The 20,881-nt window shown below is 62.3% G+C and carries 19 protein-coding genes; 13 read left to right on the top strand and 6 right to left on the bottom strand.

All coding sequences use genetic code 11. The features are described 5' to 3' along the window. Window positions 1–8 precede the first annotated feature (8 nt). The 7 genes from KSAC_RS06705 (at window position 9) to KSAC_RS06680 (ending at window position 9,098) form a co-directional block, all read left to right on the top strand. On the top strand, window positions 9–881 hold the full coding sequence (locus KSAC_RS06705; protein ID WP_102323092.1) for a pyruvate, water dikinase regulatory protein: 873 nt from the start codon (window positions 9–11) through the stop codon (window positions 879–881). A gap of 528 nt (window positions 882–1,409) precedes the next feature. Continuing rightward, window positions 1,410–2,750: a B12-binding domain-containing radical SAM protein gene (locus KSAC_RS06700; protein ID WP_132304808.1), complete on the top strand. Its 1,341-nt coding sequence runs from the start codon at window positions 1,410–1,412 to the stop codon at window positions 2,748–2,750. A gap of 52 nt (window positions 2,751–2,802) precedes the next feature. Continuing rightward, entirely contained in the window at window positions 2,803–4,482 is a 1,680-nt protein-coding gene (locus tag KSAC_RS06695) for an alpha-keto acid decarboxylase family protein (protein ID WP_132304806.1), read from the top strand. Between the two features lie 482 nt (window positions 4,483–4,964). Next, window positions 4,965–5,096 carry a hypothetical protein gene (locus KSAC_RS17715; protein ID WP_257997475.1) on the top strand — a complete coding sequence of 44 codons (132 nt, stop codon included), beginning with the start codon at window positions 4,965–4,967 and terminating at the stop codon, window positions 5,094–5,096. A 356-nt stretch (window positions 5,097–5,452) separates the two neighbouring features. Beyond that, window positions 5,453–6,679: an MFS transporter gene (locus tag KSAC_RS06690; RefSeq protein WP_102323095.1), complete on the top strand. Its 1,227-nt coding sequence runs from the start codon at window positions 5,453–5,455 to the stop codon at window positions 6,677–6,679. A gap of 71 nt (window positions 6,680–6,750) precedes the next feature. Beyond that, a complete protein-coding gene (locus KSAC_RS06685) occupies window positions 6,751–8,016 on the top strand; it encodes an acyl-CoA dehydrogenase family protein (protein WP_132304804.1) in 1,266 nt (421 codons plus the stop codon). 80 nt (window positions 8,017–8,096) lie between these two features. Beyond that, on the top strand, window positions 8,097–9,098 hold the full coding sequence (locus KSAC_RS06680; protein ID WP_132304802.1) for an asparaginase: 1,002 nt from the start codon (window positions 8,097–8,099) through the stop codon (window positions 9,096–9,098). Window positions 9,099–9,112: 14 nt separating this feature from the next. Here the strand turns inward: KSAC_RS06680 and KSAC_RS06675 are convergent, their stop codons facing one another. Together KSAC_RS06675 and KSAC_RS06670 are read right to left on the bottom strand one after the other, a co-directional pair. Beyond that, entirely contained in the window at window positions 9,113–10,237 is a 1,125-nt protein-coding gene (locus tag KSAC_RS06675; protein ID WP_132304800.1) for a hypothetical protein, read from the bottom strand. 191 nt (window positions 10,238–10,428) lie between these two features. Then, complete coding sequence (locus KSAC_RS06670; RefSeq protein WP_102323099.1) at window positions 10,429–11,883, bottom strand: amino acid permease; 1,455 nt, start codon at window positions 11,881–11,883, stop codon at window positions 10,429–10,431. An 81-nt stretch (window positions 11,884–11,964) separates the two neighbouring features. Between KSAC_RS06670 and KSAC_RS06665 the strand changes: the two genes are divergently transcribed. Continuing rightward, window positions 11,965–12,105 carry a hypothetical protein gene (locus KSAC_RS06665; protein ID WP_165927292.1) on the top strand — a complete coding sequence of 47 codons (141 nt, stop codon included), beginning with the start codon at window positions 11,965–11,967 and terminating at the stop codon, window positions 12,103–12,105. Window positions 12,106–12,333: 228 nt separating this feature from the next. Further along, a complete protein-coding gene (locus KSAC_RS06660; RefSeq protein WP_132304796.1) occupies window positions 12,334–13,230 on the top strand; it encodes a hypothetical protein in 897 nt (298 codons plus the stop codon). 18 nt (window positions 13,231–13,248) lie between these two features. On the opposite strand, the gene KSAC_RS06655 is transcribed toward KSAC_RS06660, so the two are convergent. After that, a complete protein-coding gene (locus KSAC_RS06655) occupies window positions 13,249–14,484 on the bottom strand; it encodes a restriction endonuclease (RefSeq protein ID WP_102323101.1) in 1,236 nt (411 codons plus the stop codon). A gap of 274 nt (window positions 14,485–14,758) precedes the next feature. On the opposite strand from KSAC_RS06655, the gene KSAC_RS06650 reads away from it, so the two are divergent. Then, a complete protein-coding gene (locus tag KSAC_RS06650) occupies window positions 14,759–15,415 on the top strand; it encodes a histidine phosphatase family protein (protein WP_132304794.1) in 657 nt (218 codons plus the stop codon). On the opposite strand, the gene cobS is transcribed toward KSAC_RS06650, so the two are convergent. Continuing rightward, a complete protein-coding gene (gene cobS, locus KSAC_RS06645) occupies window positions 15,312–16,064 on the bottom strand; it encodes an adenosylcobinamide-GDP ribazoletransferase (protein ID WP_132304792.1) in 753 nt (250 codons plus the stop codon). The genes KSAC_RS06650 and cobS overlap by 104 nt on opposite strands. Continuing rightward, window positions 16,061–17,089 (bottom strand): nicotinate-nucleotide--dimethylbenzimidazole phosphoribosyltransferase, encoded by a 1,029-nt coding sequence (gene cobT, locus KSAC_RS06640; RefSeq protein ID WP_132304790.1) that lies wholly within the window; start codon window positions 17,087–17,089, stop codon window positions 16,061–16,063. The genes cobS and cobT overlap by 4 nt, the downstream gene beginning before the upstream one ends. Here cobT and cobU point away from each other — a divergent pair. The 3 genes from cobU to KSAC_RS06625 are packed head-to-tail and all read left to right on the top strand — an operon-like array spanning window position 17,088 to window position 19,800. Continuing rightward, on the top strand, window positions 17,088–17,681 hold the full coding sequence (gene cobU, locus KSAC_RS06635; RefSeq protein WP_110546652.1) for a bifunctional adenosylcobinamide kinase/adenosylcobinamide-phosphate guanylyltransferase: 594 nt from the start codon (window positions 17,088–17,090) through the stop codon (window positions 17,679–17,681). The two genes, cobT and cobU, sit on opposite strands and share 2 nt — an antisense overlap. Further along, window positions 17,678–18,289 (top strand): cob(I)yrinic acid a,c-diamide adenosyltransferase, encoded by a 612-nt coding sequence (gene cobO / locus KSAC_RS06630; protein WP_132304788.1) that lies wholly within the window; start codon window positions 17,678–17,680, stop codon window positions 18,287–18,289. The genes cobU and cobO overlap by 4 nt, the downstream gene beginning before the upstream one ends. Then, entirely contained in the window at window positions 18,289–19,800 is a 1,512-nt protein-coding gene (locus KSAC_RS06625; RefSeq protein WP_132304785.1) for a cobyric acid synthase, read from the top strand. Before cobO ends, KSAC_RS06625 begins: the two co-directional genes overlap by 1 nt. On the opposite strand, the gene cbiB is transcribed toward KSAC_RS06625, so the two are convergent. Continuing rightward, window positions 19,759–20,766 (bottom strand): adenosylcobinamide-phosphate synthase CbiB, encoded by a 1,008-nt coding sequence (cbiB, locus tag KSAC_RS06620; protein WP_132304783.1) that lies wholly within the window; start codon window positions 20,764–20,766, stop codon window positions 19,759–19,761. The two genes, KSAC_RS06625 and cbiB, sit on opposite strands and share 42 nt — an antisense overlap. Window positions 20,767–20,881: the final 115 nt, after the last annotated feature.

The raw sequence follows: 20,881 nt of genomic DNA, 5'->3' as shown, positions 1-20,881 counted from the left end.
AGAATCTAATGAGTGAGCCGCCGATTATCCTGCATCTTGTATCCGAGGCGACAGGGCAGGCGCTCGAAGCCGTTATGCGTGCCTGTGGCGCGCAGTTTCAGGACGCCGAATTTTCTCCCCGTAGCTGGAACCTGATCCGCACCCGCGTACAGGTGGCGCGCGTGCTGGCGGGGATCGAGGCGGAACCGGGACCTGTCCTGTCCTCCCTTACTTCTCCTGATCTTCAGGTCATGCTGCGTGAGGGGTGTGCGCGCGTCGGGGTGGAGGTCAAGAACATCCTTGATGGCACCATACATTTTCTGGAACAGCAGACCGGTATCGTGGCGGAACGTCACCCCGGCGGCCAGTATGTGATGGATAACAGCTACCGGCGGCGCATTGATGCGATGCAGTACGTCATTTCACATGATGACGGGCAGAAAACCACGGATCTTTCAAAAGCGGACGTGGTGCTTGTGGGTGTTTCGCGTACATCCAAAACTCCCACGTGTTTCTATCTGGCCAACCGGGGTATCCGGGCGGCCAATATCCCGCTGGTGCCGCATGCGCCGCTGCCGGCCGGACTTGAGGATTTCAGGGGGCTGGTCGTAGGGCTTACGATCGATCCGCATACACTGCTTGAAATCCGTCGTTCCCGCGTGGGCATGATGCTGCCGGGGCGGTCCATTGTCGCGCCCGGCATGTCCGAAACCTCGGTCAAACCCTATATCGATCCTGAAAACGTGCATGAGGAACTGCATTGGGCGCGCCGTCTGTGCGCCCGGCATAAATGGCCGGTCATCAACGTGACGCATCGATCGGTGGAAGAAACCTCAGCAGCCATTATCGATATGCTTGAACATGACGGCGCTCCGCGCAAAGTGGCGGAACCTGATATATAAGGGGCCGTAAGCCGCTGGTGCGGCCATGGTCGCCAAACCGGATGATGGGGTTTTACATCGTCGGTTCCCTCTCTCACGCTCCCGGACGTCGATGGAATCCGGGCCAGCCTACATGTTCAAACATGGCTTTCTGATCAGAACTCCTGTCGTATGATTCCTGCGCCGCGTAGGGACCATTGGCCTCTGGTGCGTGAAGGTCGCGGTTTCTGAAGTCCTGTCCGCAACTGGTGTTTGGAGCAGGGGAAAGACATGCGACAGGCTTAAGGCAGATATGTTCTTTGATGGTTCTTGATGAGAATGAAAGTCTGATCATAAGTAAATAAATAATATAAAAACAGTAATGATATTATATATTAAATATATAATAATAAGTTTTTTCGATATATCCGATACATGCACTTTATATAAAATGCATGAATAGGCGGTCTGTGCTTTCGTATGGTGGACATACGGGGTCAGAATTGTACGATATGCTTAAAGGATTACTTATCCAGAAAATTTTCATATCCGGGTCCATAGAGCTGAACTATGTCCAAGACTGATCTCAAGCTGCTGATCATCCAGCCGTCGCATTACAAATCCAAGACTGACAGAACGATTTTCAAGACGAAGCGACGACAGATGGTGCCCCTTGCGCTGCCCTATCTCGCGGCGCTGACGCCGCGCGAATGGACGGTCACCCTGCTTGATGAGCAACTTGAGGATATCGATTTTGACGTTCCGGTCGATGTCGTGGCGCTGGCGGCGTGGACCCTGCATTCCCCCCGGGCCTATGACATCGCGGCTGAATTCCGCAGGCGCGGCGTGAAGGTCATCATGGGCGGTCCGCATGTCTTTTTCTATGCCGATGAAGCCGCCGAACACTGCGATGCAGTAGGCGTGGGTGAAGCCGAGCCCATCTGGCGGACCATGCTGGAAGATGCGGCGGCCGACCGGCTGCAGAAAATCTATCGTGCCGTGCCGCTGAAGGAACTCAATGACCTGCCACCGCCCCGTTATGATCTGCTGGACCTGAAGAAGTTCGGCCCTTTTCGTACATTTGCGGTGCAGTCCTCACGCGGGTGTCCGTTCGTGTGCGATTTCTGTTCGGAACGGTTTTATCTGGGCGGCCGCTATCGCTGGCGGCCCGTGGACCAGATGGTCTCTGAACTGGAGCGGATAAAGAACAAGGGCAGTCATTTCTTCTTCGGTGAAAGTAATTTTGGCGGCAAGAAAAGCCGTGCGATGGAACTGATGGAAGGTCTGGTGCCGCTTGGCATCCGCTGGTCCACGTTATGGTCGTCCAACCTGTGCCTTGATACCGGCTTTCTCGACCTTGCGCGCCGTAGCGGGGTGATGCACGTCAATATCGGCATCGAGAGTATTGATGCCGAAATGTTGCAGGGCATGAAGAAGGGGTGGAACAAATCCAGCCGCTATGGCGAGATGTTTGAAAACCTGCGCCGACGCGACATCAGTTACTCGCTCAATTTCATCTTCGGCTATGATGACGAACATCCCGATGTATATGCCGCGACCCTTTCCTTTCTTGAGGCGCACAAGGTCCCCGCGGCCTATTTCAATATCCTGACCCCGACAAAGGGCACCGCCCTGTTCGAACGGATGAAGAAAGCGGGCCGGATCATTGATCCCGATGACATTGACCGCTGGCCCGGGCAGGTCTGTCATATCTGGCCCAAGAACTGTACGCCGGGCCAGATGGAGCAGCGCATCCAGAACATGTATCGTAAGTTCTACAGCATGCGCTCGATATTCCACCGTCTGCCCTTTCCCCGCACACGTTCGGATATGTCATCGTGGATACTGAACATGACCGAACGGCGCATGGCGTTCTCCTCTACAGGGAACAATGATTTTGATATTTACTGACTCCCCTGCGCGCACCACCTGGTGCGGCGCGAACGGATAGGAAGACAGGACCATGCGCGGATCAATCGGCTCAATGCTGCTGGACAGGCTTCGTCATTGCGGTGTTTCGCGCATTTATGGTGTGCCGGGGGACTATAACCTCGAATTTCTGGAACTGATCGAACGTACGCCCGGCATCCGCTTCATTGGCGCCTGCAATGAACTGAACGCGGCCTATGCGGCGGATGGGGATGCGCGGCTTTCGGGCGTCGGGGTCGTGCTGGTCACTTATGGGGTCGGCGATCTTTCGGCACTTTCGGCGGTAGCAGGGGCCTGTGCCGAAGGCGTACCGCTGGTAGTGATTTCCGGCATGCCCCCGCTGCATGCGGTGCAGTCGCGCGCGCTGGTGCATCACACACTGGCTGATGGCGATTTTGATAACGTCATGACCTGTTACCAGCAGTTTACCGCTGCCTGCACGCGCCTGCATCCGGCCAGCGCGCGCGTGGAAACCGATCGTGTGCTGGACAGGATGCACACGGAAAAACGTCCGGTCTATATCCAGTTTCCATCCGACATCTGTTACGTTGAAACGGATATTCCCACACTGGCCCCCGCCATGCCGGTATCGGACCCGGCCCTTCTGGTCCGCGCGGCAGGGCGGCTGGCGGAACGGATCGCGCGGAGCCGCCAGCCCGTCGTGCTGGTGGATGGCATGGTGCGGCAGTATGGATTGAACGATCAGGTCGAACGGTTCTGCCAGCACTTCAATATTCCCTATGCCGCCCTGTCCACCGCCCGGACGCAACTGGCGGAAACTGGACCGTTATGGCTTGGGCAGTACGGGGGTGCAGCTTCCGCACCCGATGTGGCGGCGTATGTACACGGGGCGGACTGTGTCATCGGTCTGGGCGTGCGGTTTGTTGATTCCACTTCCGGCTATTTTTCGCAGCGGATCGCGCCGGGGGCGATGGTGGATGTCCAGCCCTTCAGCATGACATGCGATGGGGGAAACATTCAGGGCATAAGGGCGCAGGACCTGTTTGATGCCGTAATGCAGGGCCGCACTCCAGTAACACCTCCCGTCCGCAATCCGTGGCGGGCGCAGCAGGAGACCGCGCCTGCTGTTGCGTCAGCGCAGGGCGGCGGGTGGACACAGGCCATATTCTGGCAGCGCGTCGAACAGTTCCTGCGTCCGCATGATGTCGTGCTGGCGGATAATGGTTCATCCATGGTGGCCATGCTGCATGCGCACCTGCCTGCGGGATGCAGCCTGCTGGTGCAGCCTGTCTGGGCTGCGATCGGTTATTCGCTGCCTGCCGCACTGGGCGCGTGTCTGGCGACACCGCACCGGCGGCATGTGCTGTTCATTGGTGATGGTTCGTTCCAGATGACGGCGCAGGAACTGTCCACCCTGCTGCGGCACAAATGCGCGATTACGGTGTTTCTGATCAATAACGGGGGTTACACCATCGAACGCATGATCCTTGGTCCACAGGCGGCATATAACGACATTGCCAACTGGGACTATGTCGCCCTGCCAGCCGCCATGGGTGGGGAGGCCGCGCCATTATGCCTGCGTGTACAGGACCCGGCCGAACTGGAGGCTGCCCTGGATCAGGCTGCCGCGAATCAGGGCCTGACCTTTGTGGAAGTCGGCTTTACGCCCATGGATGCCCCTGCGGGCATGGCCGTGATGGGGCAGGCCGTGCGCCGCTACGATTATGGAATCGATATCCCCGATCTGCCCTGACCGGGGCATTGCGGCGGGGAGAGATCACATTTTACGCCCGATGGGCAATGACGTGTTTTTAGGCTGGACGGAAGCATCCGTGCAGGCTATTGAAAATACGACTGTTTTTTAGATGGGTCGGTATCGCTCCCATCTGCCTGCCGCCTGTCCACCCCTGATGGTCGGATGAAAGCCATAAAAGCAGTTCACGAAAACGTGATATACCCCGATTAAAAAATGTGCATTTGCCTGAAGATTAATCAGGTTGAGGCAGCGCCTGAGTGGTCCTGCGTGCGTTCTGCCGTTTTTGTCAGCATCTTTTCGGATGTTCCAGAGTGAAGGGATAGTCACCATCCGGAACTGATTGCTTATTGATCAGGTATTTTATTTTTATACTGCAATTAAGGAAGAATAGACCCAAACTGTCCGGGGATTTCTATTGATAGTATTTCGGTTCTGGTGTTCTGTCCGGCTTACCAACACAACACCCAAGGAACTGAAGCATGTTTATTGAAAACGTCAGCGCCATGATCGCTCACTCCGTCAACACCATGTCCTCGCTGACCATGGTTGCTTTCCTGCCCATGATTGCTGCCCTGATGGTTGCCACGATCGTTTCTGATCGCGCTGCCTGAAGCAGGGGGCGTCTGTCCTGACACCCATGCAGCCGGAATTCCCGCGATCATGCGGGAATGGCCGGCGGCAGCAGGACATAAGGTTGAACGACAGACGCTCCGGCGTCTTTTTTTATGCCCGGATAATGGGAAACATCGCTTCGACAGAAGGGATATCCGCCCCCGCATGACCGATGGTGGACATATGACTGTCCTCCGGTCACGACGCATCAAAATGTTTTCGGGCTGGCGTGACGGACTCTATGTAACCAGAAATGCACCAGACAGGGTTGTAGCCTGACCGACATGGGTGTATCGGCCAAAAATATCGGGCGTACTCAGGTGCGCCTTTTTTATTTCTGTCCAGAGCATAATGCATGACCGATACACTGACCCATCACGGGAAAAGGGTGAGCGCGCCTGTTCGTCCGTCCCCTCATCCGGGCCTGATCTTTTTCATTCTGGCTATGGGTGGCTTTGCCATCGGCACGGCTGAATTCGCGGCCATGAGTCTCGTGCCCATGATTTCCGCAGGCATGCATGTCACCGTGCCGCAGGCGGGGCATGCTATCGAAGCCTATGCGGCGGGCGTATGTGTGGGCGCGCCGCTTATTGCCATGCTGGGCGCCAGACAGAGCCGTAAATACCTGCTGATCGGCATGCTGGCGATGTATGTGATCGGTAATGGACTGACCGCGCTGGTTCCCAATTACGGGCTGCTGCTGCTGTGCCGCTTCATAAGCGGGCTGCCCCATGGCGCCTATTTTGGCACGGCGGGTATCGTCGCATCCTCCCTCGTGCCGCCGAACCGGCGCACGCAGGCCGTGGCACGGGTCGTGCTGGGGCTTACCATCGCCACGATTGGCGGGGTACCAATGGCGAACGGACTGGGGCTGCTTGTCGGCTGGCGCTGGGCTTTTGTCCTTATCGCCGCACTGGCGCTGTGCACGATGCTGCTCATCATCTGTTTCGTTCCCACCGATCCGCCGCGTCCCCATGCCAGCGCCCTGACGGAGATACGCGCCCTGCGGAACCGTCAGGTCTGGCTTACGCTTGGTATTGGCGTTATCGGGTTCGGCGGCATTTTCTGCGTCTATACCTATCTTGCGTCCATCCTGCAGGAAGTCACGCATGCGCCCGCTTACATGATTCCGGTCATGCTGGCGGTATTCGGTGTGGGCATGACCGTGGGCACCATGGCGTGTGCGTGGGCGGCGGACCGCAAGATGATGCCGACCATTGGCGGCACGCTTCTGGTCAATGCGGCGGCGCTGGCGGGTTTTCCCGGTTCCGTGCATTCGGTGTGGGGCATGATGCCCATCGTGTTCATGATCGGTTGTGGTGGCGGGCTGGGCACCGTTATCCAGTCGCGGCTGCTGACCGTGGCCGTTGATGCGCAGGCGCTTGCGGCGGCCCTGAACCAGAGTGCGTTCAACCTGGCCAACGCCATCGGCCCGATGCTGGGCGGCATGGCGATCAGTTTCGGGCTTGGATGGGAATCCGTCGGCTGGGTCGGGGCCTGTCTTGCCATGGGCGGCTTCGTGATGTGGCTGCTGACGCTGAGCGATATCCGCGCAGCCGCCCGCAGGCAGGCGGGCGGCTGATAAATACACACCGCCGGAAGGGTAGGGGGCACGGCGCTTGATGTGTCGGCCCAACCTTCCTATCGTGCGGCATGACCATCGCACAGGCTGAAGGGCACGTGCTGCCCCCCTTACTGCGTGACCTGTTTCCCGCACGGTCCGTTCCCGGGTCGGTGGGCGAGGTGCTGCTGCATGTGCAGCACGTCCTTGATACCGAAATCGCCCCTACGGCCGCCCAGCGGGACCGAACCGGGGGCTATCCCCATCAGGCCATTGCCGCGCTGAAGCGCACCGGCATCCTTGCCCTCGCGGTGCCGCGCGAATGGGGCGGGATGGGGATTGCGCAGGAACTCTCCCTCGAAATCATGCTGCGCATCGCCATGGCCGATCCTGCCGTGGCACAGATATACAAGGTGCATGACGACCTGCTGCGGGAGATATTTGTCTACGCGCCCGCGGCATTCCGTGGCCCGCTGGCGCGCCGGGTGGTGGATGGTCATGCCATCCTCGGCATGGCCGTGGCGGAAAACGGCCGCACGGCGGACAGCTTCCTCCAGACCCTTGCCCGACCGGGGCCAGAGGGCACGCATTTCATATCCGGACGCAAGATTTATGCCACCGGGGCATCGGGTGCGGATCTGGTCGCGGTTTCGTCTTTCGATCCGGTTCGCGCCCAGCAGACAGGTTCCATCCGCGATGGCGTGCGCATGGATATTATCCCGCACGATACGGTGGGACTTGTCTTTCACCATGACTGGAACCGGATGGGCCAGCGCGCCACCGATTCTGGCACGGTCACGCTGGAGGATGTCCAGGTGGATGATCGGTGGAATGCGCTATCGCCAGATGCGCCCCTGCCGCAGCATGTCAGCCTGCGGTTTCAGGCCGGGTTCAGCGCGATCCTGACCGGTATCGGTATTGGCGCGTTGCGCGCGGTCTGTGCGTTCGTGCCGCAACGGGCGCGCCCATGGGGAACCGCCGGTGTCGATAGCGCGGATCAGGACCCCTATGTCCGCCGCCTGCTGGGCGAAATCGGGGCGGATCTGTTCGGTGCGTATTGCAGTGTGATGCAGGCGGGGCGGATGCTGGACGGGTATGAACAGGGACACGTGACACGCAATGCCGTGGCGATGGCGGCCAGCGCAGCCCGATCGGTGGCCACGCGTGCGGCATTGCGGGCGGCGGGGGATGCACCGGCGGCGGCAGGCGCGCGGGGGACGGATGCGGTCAATGGGCTGGACCGGTACTGGCGCGATGCGCGCACCCTGTCGCTGCATGATCCCGTGGACTGGAAAAATGCTGAAATCGGTCGTCACCTGCTGACCGGGTGGGCACCGGAACCGGGACTGTACCAGTAATTTTCCGTTCTGTTACGGTTTGACAGGCCGCTGCATGCGTGATTGATCGGGAGCCTGTCCTGATCCATGGGGAAGCCTGAATGCACCGTCCTGTCATCGCCATCATCTCAACCGGCGGCACGATCGCCCGGCAGGCAATGGACCCGCGCGATACGGTCGATTATGCGGAAATCGGCACCAGCCTTGGCGGCAGCGACCTGCTGGCCGCGCTGCCTGAGGACGTGCAGGCACGCTTTGTCGTGCGCGGCATTCCGTTTTCCAGTTGCGATAGTGTGGAAATGACCCTGTCGCGCTGGTTTGATCTGGCATCCCTGGTCAGCCAGACGGTGGCAACGCAGCCCGATCTCGCTGGCGTGGTGATTACCCATGGCACCTCCTCGCTGGAGGAAGCAGCCTGTTTCCTCGATCTTGTGCTGGATGTGCCCTGTCCCGTCGTTGTGGTGGGCGCGCAGCGTCCCGCCAGTGCGATCAGCGCCGATGGCCCGGCCAATCTCTATGCCGCCCTTCTGGTCGCCTCCGCTCCACAGGCGGCAGGGCGCGGTGTTCTGGTCGTGTCCAACAACGAAATCCATGCAGCGCAGGAAGTGACAAAGGCGTCCACTTATCAGCTTGAAACCTTTCGCTCCCCCGATTTCGGGCCAGTCGGCATGATCGAGGCCAACCGGGTTTTCTTCGGGCGCGGCATGGGGCCGCGTCGGCATATCGGCTGGCCACAGGGCTATGGGCCGGGGGGAGAGATCCCGCGCGTTGATATCTGCTACAGCCATGCAGGTGCGGATGGCGTGGCGATCCGTGCTTTTGCCCATGCGGGCGCGCGGGGGCTTGTTTCGGCGGGCATGCTGCCGGGTATGTGTACGCCTGCGGAAAATGCCGCGTTTGACGCCGCCGTGGCGCAGGGCATCGTGGTGGTGCAGGCCAGTGCCGGATATTGCGGTGGCGTAGTGCGGCGGCAGGAACTGCTGCAGCGCGGGATTCTGGCAGCCGGGCACATGCGACCGAAACAGGCACGTATCCTTCTGGCCCTCGCCCTTCTGTGCGGGGCGGATACCGACGCGATCCAGAGCCTGTATGACATGCCCTGAAATCGGGCAGCCCGTCAGAAAATACTGTTGAAGGCCACCTGCGGGGAGATGACCTGACTGGTATTATGCCCCGCGAACAGGGCCGAAACGCCCGCGATCACGCCGAAGCGGGGCGACCAGTTATATTCGATGGCGGGCGCGATCAGCCAGTCGCCGGAGGACTGTCCCAGTATGTCCTGATACCGGCCCTGCGCGTTATGGCCGCGCACGACCGAACCGTTGGCCCAGTCACGCGCCAGATCCATGGCGATCACCCATCGCTGGTTGACGCCATATTCAAGCGAGAAACCACTTTCCCCATACATGCCCGGATGCGCCAGCCCCCGGAAACCGGCACTTGTACCGTAGCTGCTGACATCGGCGATATGGGCATTGGTCAGCGCGCGGCGGAAGGTGCCCCACGTGCGCAGCCGCAACGCATGATGGCCGGGCAGGACGTAGGTGGACTGTTCCGTCAGGGCAAGGCGGAATGTGTAGGTGCCTGTGCCGACGCCATCTTCCGACCGGCCCAGCCTGCTGTAGTCACCGCTGGGAAATCCCACCCCCACGAACAGGCTCAGGGCGGGGATGTAGCGCTTGGGATCGGCATCAAGATAGCGCCACATGACATCGACCGGCAGGTCGCCCATTTTCAGGCCGCTGGTCGTGCTGTGCCCCCTGCGCCAGCCATAGCTTATGGTCGGCGTCATCTGCAGGCTGATGGAATTGGTGATGGAGTATTTGTACAGCGTCAGGCTGGCGGCACTATGCGCCTTGTCCGACAGGGGCATGCCCCGTCCCGCACTGTCCAGATAGCCAACGGGCTGGTTGTAGAAGAAATACGGCTCCCACGCGAAAACGCCCTTTTTCGTCAGCGCGCCGGAGGGGGAAACCAGCGATCCGGTATACCACTGTTCATATTCCTCATGCAGGGCCTGCGATCCGGCACGTGGCCCGTTTCCCGTATCTTCCGCCCGGCCCGCGGAGATGCTGGCGAGCAAGAGAAGAATGGAAAAGGTAACGAATAATATTGATTCCGGTATCGGAATGTATAATGTTGCCCGACAGGGGCGACCGGCATCTTTTTGTATGGCAGGTACTGTACGGACTGATGCATTGCCCACGCCTTTTGCCGCGTGGGCGCGTATCACGGAAACCATGGCTGAAGGTTATTTCCTGAAACGGGGCGTCCCCTCACGCATGGCAGTGCGTGCCGGGTCTACTGGTGCTGGGCAGGCGGTGTGCGGCCCTTCTACATGCTGTGTGGCAGGTAAGGTGTCAGGACATTGCTGTTACTCCGTGGCCGGATGGCTGGGGAACGGGCGGGAGAATGGCAGTTCTCCCGCCGGTTTCAGGTGGTGGGGATTTCGGGCTGTTCGCTCTCCCCGGCAGCCGCTTGGCGCGCGGGGTTGAGGTATTTCCATCCCACCATCAGCAGCAGGGCCACGATCGGCATGCCCGCAAGGGTGGATGTGCCATTGGGGTAGTCGAACATCATCAGCACGACCACGCAGCCAAGGAAGGCCAGCGTCAGCCACGATGTGAAGGGCGCGCCCGGCATTTCAAACCCGCTGGACGCAATCCGCCCGCTACGCACCGCCTGCCGCAGCCGGATCTGGCTGAGCAGGATGAAGGCCCATGTGCTGATGATGCCCAGTGCCGCCATGTTCAGCACGATCTCGAACACCTGCGACGGCACCACGTAGTTCAGCACGACACCCACAAGATAGACCGCAACCGTAAGCAGGATGCCGTTGGCCGGGACCGAGCTTGCGTTCATGCGTGCCAGGGGGGCAGGTGCCGCCCCGCCCAGCGCCATGGCCCGCAGGACGCGACCGGTGGAATACAGCCCTGAATTGAGGCTGGACAGGGCCGCGGTCAGCACGACGATGTTCATGATCGTGTCTATGCCGGGCACGCCCAGCGCCTGGAAAAAGGTTACGAACGGGCTGGTGCCCGCATGGTAGGCCGTCCACGGCAGAAGGCTGACCAGCAGCACGACGGACAGCACGTAAAACAGCCCGATGCGCCAGATGACGCTGTTGATGCTGCGCGGCAGAACGGTGCGGACATCGGCGCATTCCCCCGCCGCGGTGCCGATCAGCTCGATCCCGGAATAGGCAAAGACCACCCCCTGCACCAGCAGCAGGCAGGCTATGGCCCCATGTGGAAACAGCCCGCCATTATCGGCAATCAGATGCAAGCCGGTCTGATGACCAGCAACAGGCATGCGCACCCCCAGCACGATGCTGCCGACGATAAGGAACAGGCACAGCGCCACGATCTTGATGAGGGAGAACCAGAATTCGATCTCACCAAACCATTTCACCCCCACCATGTTCAGCGTCGTGACGATACACAGCGCCAGAAGGGCGAAAACCCATTGGGGCACACTGGCGAACGTGCCCCAGAAATGCATGTACAGCGCGACCGCCGTGATATCGACAATGCCGGTCATGGCCCAGTTCAAAAAGGACAGCCATCCCGCGACGAAAGCCGCCTTTTCACCGAGGAATTCCCGCGTGTAGGACACAAAGCTGCCGCATGTGGGCCGGTACATCACCAGTTCGCCCAGCGCGCGCATGATGAGGAACGAGAAGGCGCCGCATATCAGGTAAACCAGCGCAAGCGACGGCCCCGCCGCCTGCAGCCGCGATCCCGCGCCCAGGAACAGCCCGGTCCCGATCGCCCCGCCAATGGCGATCATCTGGATCTGGCGACCGCCCAGAGCCTTGTGATAGCCGTCGTCATCCTGTTCGGGCAGGATGTGGGTGCTGTCTTCCAGCGCGGGGTCCGGTTTGCTCATGCTATGGTCTCCGCCATGATGGTCATAGATAGAGGGAGGAAGGCGTGCGCCGCCCCGGCACGGATGCGCGGCGGTTGCACGATGGAAACCCCGCTGCCCATTCCCGGCGGACGGTGGGCGGCACGCGCCCTGACGGGCACCGGCATTGTCGGGGTGGGGGAGAGTAATGTACAGGAACCGGACGGTTCCGGTCGCGGATGCTGGCTGCCCTGCCGCAGTTGAGGGAAGGTTGGCACGCCTGTCGCCCTAAATGTCTGATATGGAAGGGACAAAAAAGAAATACCACGCAGCATCACAGGTGTTGTTTTGCCGCGGACATTGTCAGACAGAATAGCAACTGACAAGCATGACTGCCTCAAATAAAGGTATCATGCCTAAAAAATAATCCAAATTTTTGAAACTTTAGCAGTAATTGCCTATAGTTTAGTCAATGAAAAGAGTCGCGTCGCCATGCTTGAAAAGGATTCCGGATACGCGGCATTGCGCGCCAGCGTGATGACGGGAGTGATGCTGCTTTCCGCCATGGGCCTTTCCATTCCCGCCCATGCCGATAACGAGCGTTTTGAAGGCAGCGAACTGGCACAGGATGCCCCGCAATATTTCGTCCTGCAGCCACAGGACAGGCAGGCGGCGGACGGGACGGGTGAACTGCGTCTGTCGGAAAGCGGGATTGACCTGACCAACGGCGAACGGATCGAGGTCACCCTGGCCCAGGGGAATGAAGGCCATCTGCTCTACCGCGTGGATGAGGGGCAGAACCCCGTCATGCCATCGGGACAGCGCCTGTGTCCCGCACCGCTCAATCCGCTCTATCTGGATTTCCAGACCCCACAGGATGATGCCGGGCATTATGACATGACGCTGTACTGTAGTTCGCGTCCCGTGCCATTCCGCGCCATATTGCCGGGGCGCGCGGCGGCGGTGTTCCATTATCAGCGTGTGGCGGACACCCCTTGGGCCCATTCGGAGACCGAGGGCGGCTACCTGCACGGGGCGATGGCGCATTACTGTGCAGCGGGCCGTGATCCCGCCCGTACCAGCACATGCACCGCGCGCGAAGAAGCCGCCTATGCCGATATCATGGCCCGCAGGATCGCATCACCCGTGCTCCAGCACTGCGCGGCCTATGTGACCGGCCGCGCCAGCCATGCCGGTTATGTCAGCTTTGCCCATCTGCTCAACTGCGCGCGCGTGCGCGACAGCCGCTCGCTGTTCGATTACTGCAGCCAGCGCATGACCGGGCAGAAGCGGGTGGATGACACCAGTTTTTTTGATGCCAGCCCGACGCAGGCGCAGGCGACCGCCATGTGCTTCAATGCGCTGGCGGCGGCGCAGGCGCGCGAATAACGCTGCGGTGGCTATGTCTCAGGCGACATCGGGCACTTCTATGCCCGATACGAACCTGAATACTTCCTCATGATGCAGCAGGAAGACACGGTGCTTCTTGCCCAGCGCCAGCGCCTCCTGCGTGTAAGGCGCGTTGGAGACGATGATACCGATATCGGTCCTGCCATCGACCTTGCCCCGTATGCCCTGCCAGATCACGTCATCATGCACGGGTTTGTGGTCAATCCAGCAATGGACCAGCATTTTCAGGCCGTTGCGGCTGCAATGGATATCTGACCCAAGGCCCGTGGCCACGGGGGGGCGCGTTTCCCACCCGGCCTTCTCGATCCAGTGGGAACAGAAGGCGGCATATTCCGCCTGGTTCATGCCCTTGTGATAGGTGCCGGGTGTTATCGCGGGGCGGTCTGGCGGATTGGTGGCGGCACCTGCCGCCATGGCGGTGATGCTGGCATGCACCCGCTTGCGGATGGCGGGCCATAACGGGCCGAGACCCTGACTTTCCAGCGCGGGAATGGTGGTGGTGCGCATGAAGCGTTCGACCTGCGTGTTCCACGGCGTCCGGCTGCGCGGCAGTGTGGTGGTGGTGCGGGCCTGCATGTACCACCGTGCCAGCATGGGGCGGTGCCGTTCCGCCAGTTCCATGCAGATCCGTACCGCCCTGCGTCGCTGGATCATGATGCGTCCCGCACGCAGGATCAGGATCAGGACCCAGCCCGCGCCGCCTGCCAGCATCAGGGTCAGTACCAGCGAACCCAGCTTCTGGAATCCACGCGTCATGAAAAACAGATCGGTCGGCTGCGGCGTTTCCATTGGCTGCACGATAACGGCGGGCGCATCGGGGGCGGCAGGCTGATCCGCAGGTGGGGCAGCGGCGGCTACGGGATCGGCATCATGTCCGGCGGCATGGGGCTGCGTGCTGGCGGGCGGGGCAGGCAGCGGGGCTATGTCATCCGTCATGAAATAGAGCGGCGGCAGCCCCGGTTCGGGCGGCACGCGGCGCATGAGCGGCAGCCCGTTGCGGTTGGCGATCTTCTCCCACCGGATATCGGGGGTGATGGCATGGCAGTTGCCCTGCCGGATCAGCGTCTGGCGCTGTGCGGGGGACTGCGTTGCCATCTGGGTATGGTCGGACAGGGTGCGCAGGGCCGCATCATCCTCACACGCAAGTGTGGGACGGGGCGCGCTGTACAGGCCGGCGGCGCTGGCGCTTGCTGGCAGGTACAGGAGCAGGCAGGCACAGGCCCATACGCGCATGGCGCTTTGTATCCTTCCGGTCTGGAGTTCGCTGGTGCAGACCTAGGGTATCAGCAGATTCACAGATATGACGCTACGAACGCCGATATGCAGAACACGGTTGTATTTGTAAACATGCTTTCTCCGGTCCTGTATGTACTGGCGTCACTGCATGCGCGGTGGCGATGGGGAAGGGCGGCATGTTCCCACCGGGTAGCTGCCCCTTTATCCATCTTCTGGCGATGTTGATGAACTTCGCGGATGTTCATGGGGTGATGTTGGAAGGCAGGTGCGTATGACGGGGCGTTTTGCAGTTGTGCTGGCACGCCATCCCGCCGTAACCGGCGTGGAAGGCCTGTGCTATGGCCAGCAGGACGTGGCCCTTGCCGATGGGTGGGAGCGCATGGCCGACGGCCTGCGGACCGTCATGCAGGGGGCGGGGTGCCGCGTCATGTTCTCTTCTCCCGCCCGGCGCTGCCGGATGGTGGCGGAACGGGTGGCGCGGTTCATGAATCTGGACCTGCGGGTGGATTCACGTCTGCGTGAAATCAGTTTCGGGGAATGGGAGGGGCGTCCGTGGAACGGCATCTCCCGCACGGCACTTGATGAATGGGCAGCCGATGTGGGCGGCTTTGCGCCCCCGGGTGGGGAAAGCGGGCGTGAACTCCGTGCCCGCGTGCGGCATTTCTGGACCGAAATGCAGCAGTTCGGTCAGTCCTGCGCGATCATAACCCATGGCGGGCCGCTGCGGCTCATGCAGGGGATGATGTATGGCCTGCCGGGCAGCCTTCTGGCCCCGTCACCCCCAATGGGGTCGGTACGTGTGGTCGAACAGGGTGATGCCCGCTTCAGCACAGGGCTGTCAGAACCGCACATTCCGCCACAACTGCCGTTGCACCAAGAACATCTCCGGTCTGTCCGTCAAGCTGCCAGCGCGCGAACCGGCACATGAGGGCGGCTGCCAGCGCCGCCACGATGCAGGCTGCGGTCATGCGCGGCGCGGGCAGCAGCAGGGCCGCCGTGCATCCCGCAAGGCACAGGCAGGCCACGAATGCCTGAACCGGCAGATAGGCCATGGAACTTGCCAGCCCGTCGGATCGGGCCGGGGGCAGGCGACGCAGGACCACCACCATGCACGCCCGCGCCAGCGCGCCCGCCACGGGCATGGCCAGCAGCGCGGTGCGTTCCGGCATGGCCGCCAGCGCGGTGACACGTACCAGCAGGGCGAGTCCCAGCGCCATGACCCCATAGCTGCCCACCCGGCTGTCACGCATGATTTCCAGCTTGCGCGCGCGATTGGACCCGCCGCCGCAGCCATCGGCCATGTCCGCCAGCCCGTCTTCATGCAGGCCGCCGCATACCAGAAGCAGCAGCGCGATGCTCCACCCGGCGGCGGGCAGGTGCGCTATGCCCAGTTGCAGCAGGCCGGCGTACACCATGGCCGCCGCTTCCCCCAGTAATGCGCCCACCAGCGGCCAGCACCATATGCTGCGCGCCATGGAATAGGGCAGCCTGCCACGGGCAAGCCAGTCGGTAGGCAGGCGGGTCAGCAGGCCGATGCCGCAGACCAGATCGGCGCGCAGGCGGGCCAGCGTGCTCATCGCCGGTCGCTGACCTGCGCCTGCGCGAAGGTGGCCATGCCACACAGGCAGGCGACCGCCGCACGCACCAGCGGGACCGCAAGCCCCGCGCCCGACCCTTCTCCCAGCCTCAGGCGCAGGTCCAGCAGGGGTTCCATGCCAAGGGCCGCAGCCAGATGTGCATGCCCCCCTTCGGCTGAACAGTGCGACAGCCGGGTATGGGCCAGGCCCTGCGGGTTGATCTGCTGCAATGGCGCGAGGGCCGCGGTGCAGATGTAACCGTCCACCAGCACGGGAATGTTCATGTACCGCGCGGCGATGGTGGCCCCCAGTATGGCGGCCAGCTCATGGCCACCAAGGCGGCGGGCGACCTCCAGCGGGTCATCAAGCGTATTGCCGTGATGGATCAGGGCGCGATCAATGACCTCCGCCTTGTGGCGCACGCCCGCGTCGTCCAGCCCCGTGCCGCGCCCGGCCCATTTTATCCCGCCCCCACCGAACAGGGCGGCGGCAATGGCGGCGGCAGGGGTGGTGTTGCCAATCCCCATCTCGCCCAGACACAGCAGGTCGGTATCGGGCCGGACAGCCCGCATGCCGGTATGGATGGCCTGTATGAAGGTGGTCTCATCCATGGCGGCGGCATGGGTCAGGTCGGCGGTCGGGCGCAGCTCCTGCACTTCGACCACATGCAGCCGCGCGGCGGCCACGCGGGCGATCTGGTTGATGGCGGCCCCGCCGCTGCGGAAATTGAACACCATCTGGCGCGTGACATCGGTGGGCCACGGTGTCACACCCTGCGCGGTTACGCCGTGGTTCCCGGCGAAAACGATGATATCCACCCGTTCGGCACGGGGGTGGGCCGTATGCTGCCATTCGCCCGCCCAGCAGGCCAGTTCCTCCAGCCGGCCAAGGCTGCCGGGGGGCTTGGTCAACTGGCTGTCACGGTGGGTAATGGCGCTCCGCGCCGCCCCATCGGGTGGCGGAAGATCGTGACACAGCGCACGCAGCGCGGCCATGTCGGACGGGAAGGAAAGACGGGATGGCATGGCAGGAGTTGTGTGGTCTTATGCGTCCCGATGCAAGATGGTGGAGAATAAAATGAAGGCGGTTCCCCCGCAGGATGGAACGACCGGCATGCTGGCCTGCACGCTGGTGCTGGGTGGCGCGCGTTCGGGCAAGAGCCGCTTTGCGGAGGGGCTGTTTACCCGCTGGCCGACCCCATGGACCTATATCGCCACCTGCCAGCCCCATGATGATGAAATGACCCGTCGCGTGGCGCGGCATCGCGCGGGCAGGGGGGAAGGCTGGCATACGCGCGAAGCGCCGCTGGACCTGCCCGCAGCCCTTGACGGCGCCGGTGCCCGGCCGGTGCTGGTGGACTGTCTGACCCTGTGGCTGACCAATCTCATGCTCGCGGAACATGATATCGCAGCCGCGACGCAGGCGCTGCTGGCGGCCCTCGCCCGCCGCACGGGGCCAACCGTTCTGGTATCGAACGAGGTGGGGCAGGGGATCGTGCCCGATAATGCGCTGGCGCGTCGTTTTCGTGATGAGGCCGGTCTGCTGCATCAGGCCCTTGCGCGGGAGGTCGCGCATGTTGTCTTTGTGGTAGCTGGCCTGCCGATGGAGCTGAAATGACCCTTACCCCCGAAGAAGAAATCCGCCACCGCGAGAAAATGGCCAAACGCAAGGCCGTGCAGGACCGTGAGGTCAGCAGCAAGTCGATCGAGAAGGGACTGCTTGCCGTGCATACCGGCGCGGGCAAGGGCAAATCTACAGCCGCCTTCGGCATGGCGCTGCGCACCCTGGCCCATGGCGGCCGGATCGTGGTGGTCCAGTTCATCAAGGGGGCGTGGAATACGGGGGAACGCAAGGCGCTGGAACTGTTTGGCGATCAGGTGGAATGGCATGCGCTGGGCGATGGCTTTACGTGGAACACGCAGGACCGTGCCCGCGATATCGAAAACTGCCGTATCGCATGGGAACAGGCCCGCGCCGCGCTGAAGCGCCCGGATGTATCGATGGTGATACTGGACGAACTCAATATCGCCCTGCGTTACGACTACCTGCCCATTGATACGGTGCTGGCTGATATCGCCGCACGTCCCGCCATGCAGCATGTGGTGGTGACGGGCCGCAACGCCCGTCCCGCCATGATCGAGGCCGCCGATCTGGTCACGGAAATGACGCAGGTTGCCCATCACTTCCGCAAGGGGGTGAAGGCGCAGGCCGGGATCGAGTTCTGATGCCACCGCGCGCCATCATGTTTCAGGGCACCGGCTCCAGTGTGGGGAAGTCGGTGCTGGTGGCGGGACTTGCGCGCGCGCTGACCCGGCGTGGCCTGCGCGTGCGTCCCTTCAAGCCGCAGAACATGTCCAACAACGCCGCCGTCACGGCTGACGGGGGCGAAATCGGGCGTGCGCAGGCCCTTCAGGCGCGTGCCTGCGGGGTGGCGCTGTCGGTTGACATGAATCCCGTCCTGCTCAAGCCACAGGGCATGACCGGATCGCAACTGGTGGTGCGCGGGCAGATGCGTGGACAGGTCCGCGCCCGTGATTTCCAGAGCTTCAAACGGGGTCTCATGCCCGAAGTGCTGGACAGTTTCCATACACTCGCCGCACAGGCCGATATCGTGCTGGTGGAAGGGGCGGGATCGGCGTCGGAGGTAAACCTGCGTGCCGATGACATCGCCAATATGGGCTTCGCGCAGGCGGCGGATATTGACGTGGTGCTGGTGGGCGATATCGACCGGGGCGGGGTGATCGCCAGCCTTGTCGGCACGGACGTGGTGGTGGCCCCCGATGATGCGCGGCGGATCAGGGGTTTTATCGTCAACCGTATGCGTGGCGATCCTTCCCTGTTCGCAGCGGGGATGGAGGCCATCGCCCGGCGGACCGGCTGGCAGCCCGTGGGGCTGGTGCCATTCCTCGACCGTGTGCGTGACCTGCCAGCGGAGGACGCAGCCGATCTTGCCCCCGGCGGCAGGATGGCCAAGGGGCGTGTGCGCATCGTGGTGCCGTGCCTGCCGATGATCGCCAATTTTGATGATCTGGACCCGCTGGCGGCGGAAGACGGCGTATCACTGACCATGGTTCCGCGCGGGACGGTGCTGCCGGAAGCCGATCTGATCATCCTGCCGGGGGCCAAGGCCACGATTGCCGATCTGGCCGTGCTGCGACAGGAAGGCTGGGATATCGACATTCAGGCCCATATGCGTCGGGGCGGTCATGTGCTGGGTATCTGCGGTGGTTACCAGATGCTCGGTCGCAGCATTGCCGATCCCGATGGGATCGAAGGTCCGCCCTGCACGGTGGACGGGCTGGGACTGCTGGATGTCACGACCGAACTTGGGGGAAGCAAGCGGCTGGAAGACGTGAGCGGCCATCTTCTGCCCGAAGGCGCGGCCCTGCGGGGGTATGAGATGCATATCGGCCGCACGCACGGCCCTGACCATGATCGCCGCCCGCTGATTGATCTGGGCAACAGGCGCGATGGGGCGGTCAGTCCTTCGGGCCGGGTATGGGGTACTTATGTCCACGGCCTGCTGGCGGATGGCACGGCGCGGGCGGCGTTACTGGCGCGGCTGGGCGCGCAGTCGCATGGCTGCGATCATGACTGGACGGTGGATGCCGCGCTGGACGCGCTGGCCGACCATCTGGAAACCCATCTGGATATCGATGGCCTGCTGCGACTGGCCCGTCCGGTACGTCCGCTGTCAGCGGCGGCGCAGGCGGCGTGCGCATGCACCCACAACTGACATGGCGGCCACGGTCTGGATCAGGCAGGCGCGACGGTATAGCGCCAGCGCGCGATACAGGTCACGCGGGCGCAGGTCGGCGGAGCCGTCGCCCACCCATGGTTCAGGGGTAATCACACCGTTATAGCTGCGTGGCCCCGACAGCCTTATGCCCAGCGCGCCCGCCATTGCCGCTTCCGGCCAGCCCGCGTTGGGGGAACGGTGGGTGCGGGCATCGCGCCAGAGGATGCGCACTGCCGCACCCGCCCGCATGCCGGGCATGGTGGCGGCGGCAAGGATGATCCATAGCGCCGACAGGCGGGATGCAGGCAGGTTGACCACGTCATCCAGCCTAGCCGCGGCAAAACCAAAAGCGTCATGGCGGGGGGTGCGGTGGCCGATCATGCTGTCTGCCGTATTGACGGCCTTGTAGAAAACTACCCCCGGCAGTCCACCCGCCGCCATCCATGCAAGCGGGGCCACGATCCCGTCGGAAAAGTTTTCCGCCAGTGTCTCGGTCGCCGCGCGCAGCACACCGGCCTCATCAAGCTGTTCAGGATCGCGGCCGACGATATGCGATACCGCCCTGCGTGCCGCAGGCAGGCTGGTTTCGGCGTCGCGCGCCACCATCATGACATGATCATGCAGCGAACGCTGCGCAACGAATGCGCTGGCCATGATGGCGGTTACGGGTAAGGCCAGCCAGCGCGGCAGGATGCGGTGCAGCAGTCGTGCGGCCAGACATGCGGTGGCGGTCGGGACCGCAACGATCAGGCCCGTGGCGATAAAACCGTTCGCCCTGCGCTGCGATGGCGTGCGGTCAGGGGTATTGAGCGTGCGGTCCAGCCTGTCGATCAGCGCGCCAATCCACATGACCGGATGGCCGATGCGGCGTACCAGCGCCTGCGGATAGCCGATCGCGGCATCGGTTACGGATGCCATGCAGACAAGGCTGATGTTGCGATACAGGAAAGTGGAAAAGCGCATGGGATGTGGATATTGCGCGCCCCGTGCAGGGTCAAGGAATGGGCGCTTTGCAGGCCGATTGCGCCCTTTCCCGGTCAGATGGAAACATGCCAGCGCCATGCAGCCTGATAACCAT

The sequence above is a fragment of the Komagataeibacter saccharivorans genome, assembly GCF_004348195.1.
GTDB classification, from domain to species: domain Bacteria; phylum Pseudomonadota; class Alphaproteobacteria; order Acetobacterales; family Acetobacteraceae; genus Komagataeibacter; species Komagataeibacter saccharivorans.
This window is presented reverse-complemented; position numbering and strand designations above follow the sequence as displayed.

Excerpts from the sequence above, each read along its gene's own strand:
- KSAC_RS06705 (WP_102323092.1), top strand. The coding sequence starts at position 9 with ATGAGTGAGCCGCCGATTATCCTGCATCTTGTATCCGAGGCGACAGGG.
- KSAC_RS06700 (WP_132304808.1), top strand. The coding sequence starts at position 1,410 with ATGTCCAAGACTGATCTCAAGCTGCTGATCATCCAGCCGTCGCATTAC.
- KSAC_RS06695 (WP_132304806.1), top strand. The coding sequence starts at position 2,803 with ATGCGCGGATCAATCGGCTCAATGCTGCTGGACAGGCTTCGTCATTGC.
- KSAC_RS17715 (WP_257997475.1), top strand. The coding sequence starts at position 4,965 with ATGTTTATTGAAAACGTCAGCGCCATGATCGCTCACTCCGTCAACACC.
- KSAC_RS06690 (WP_102323095.1), top strand. The coding sequence starts at position 5,453 with ATGACCGATACACTGACCCATCACGGGAAAAGGGTGAGCGCGCCTGTT.
- KSAC_RS06685 (WP_132304804.1), top strand. The coding sequence starts at position 6,751 with ATGACCATCGCACAGGCTGAAGGGCACGTGCTGCCCCCCTTACTGCGT.
- KSAC_RS06680 (WP_132304802.1), top strand. The coding sequence starts at position 8,097 with ATGCACCGTCCTGTCATCGCCATCATCTCAACCGGCGGCACGATCGCC.
- KSAC_RS06675 (WP_132304800.1), bottom strand. The coding sequence starts at position 10,237 with ATGGTTTCCGTGATACGCGCCCACGCGGCAAAAGGCGTGGGCAATGCA.
- KSAC_RS06670 (WP_102323099.1), bottom strand. The coding sequence starts at position 11,883 with ATGAGCAAACCGGACCCCGCGCTGGAAGACAGCACCCACATCCTGCCC.
- KSAC_RS06665 (WP_165927292.1), top strand. The coding sequence starts at position 11,965 with ATGGAAACCCCGCTGCCCATTCCCGGCGGACGGTGGGCGGCACGCGCC.
- KSAC_RS06660 (WP_132304796.1), top strand. The coding sequence starts at position 12,334 with ATGCTTGAAAAGGATTCCGGATACGCGGCATTGCGCGCCAGCGTGATG.
- KSAC_RS06655 (WP_102323101.1), bottom strand. The coding sequence starts at position 14,484 with ATGCGCGTATGGGCCTGTGCCTGCCTGCTCCTGTACCTGCCAGCAAGC.
- KSAC_RS06650 (WP_132304794.1), top strand. The coding sequence starts at position 14,759 with ATGACGGGGCGTTTTGCAGTTGTGCTGGCACGCCATCCCGCCGTAACC.
- cobS (WP_132304792.1), bottom strand. The coding sequence starts at position 16,064 with ATGAGCACGCTGGCCCGCCTGCGCGCCGATCTGGTCTGCGGCATCGGC.
- cobU (WP_110546652.1), top strand. The coding sequence starts at position 17,088 with ATGGCAGGAGTTGTGTGGTCTTATGCGTCCCGATGCAAGATGGTGGAG.
- cobT (WP_132304790.1), bottom strand. The coding sequence starts at position 17,089 with ATGCCATCCCGTCTTTCCTTCCCGTCCGACATGGCCGCGCTGCGTGCG.
- cobO (WP_132304788.1), top strand. The coding sequence starts at position 17,678 with ATGACCCTTACCCCCGAAGAAGAAATCCGCCACCGCGAGAAAATGGCC.
- KSAC_RS06625 (WP_132304785.1), top strand. The coding sequence starts at position 18,289 with ATGCCACCGCGCGCCATCATGTTTCAGGGCACCGGCTCCAGTGTGGGG.
- cbiB (WP_132304783.1), bottom strand. The coding sequence starts at position 20,766 with ATGCGCTTTTCCACTTTCCTGTATCGCAACATCAGCCTTGTCTGCATG.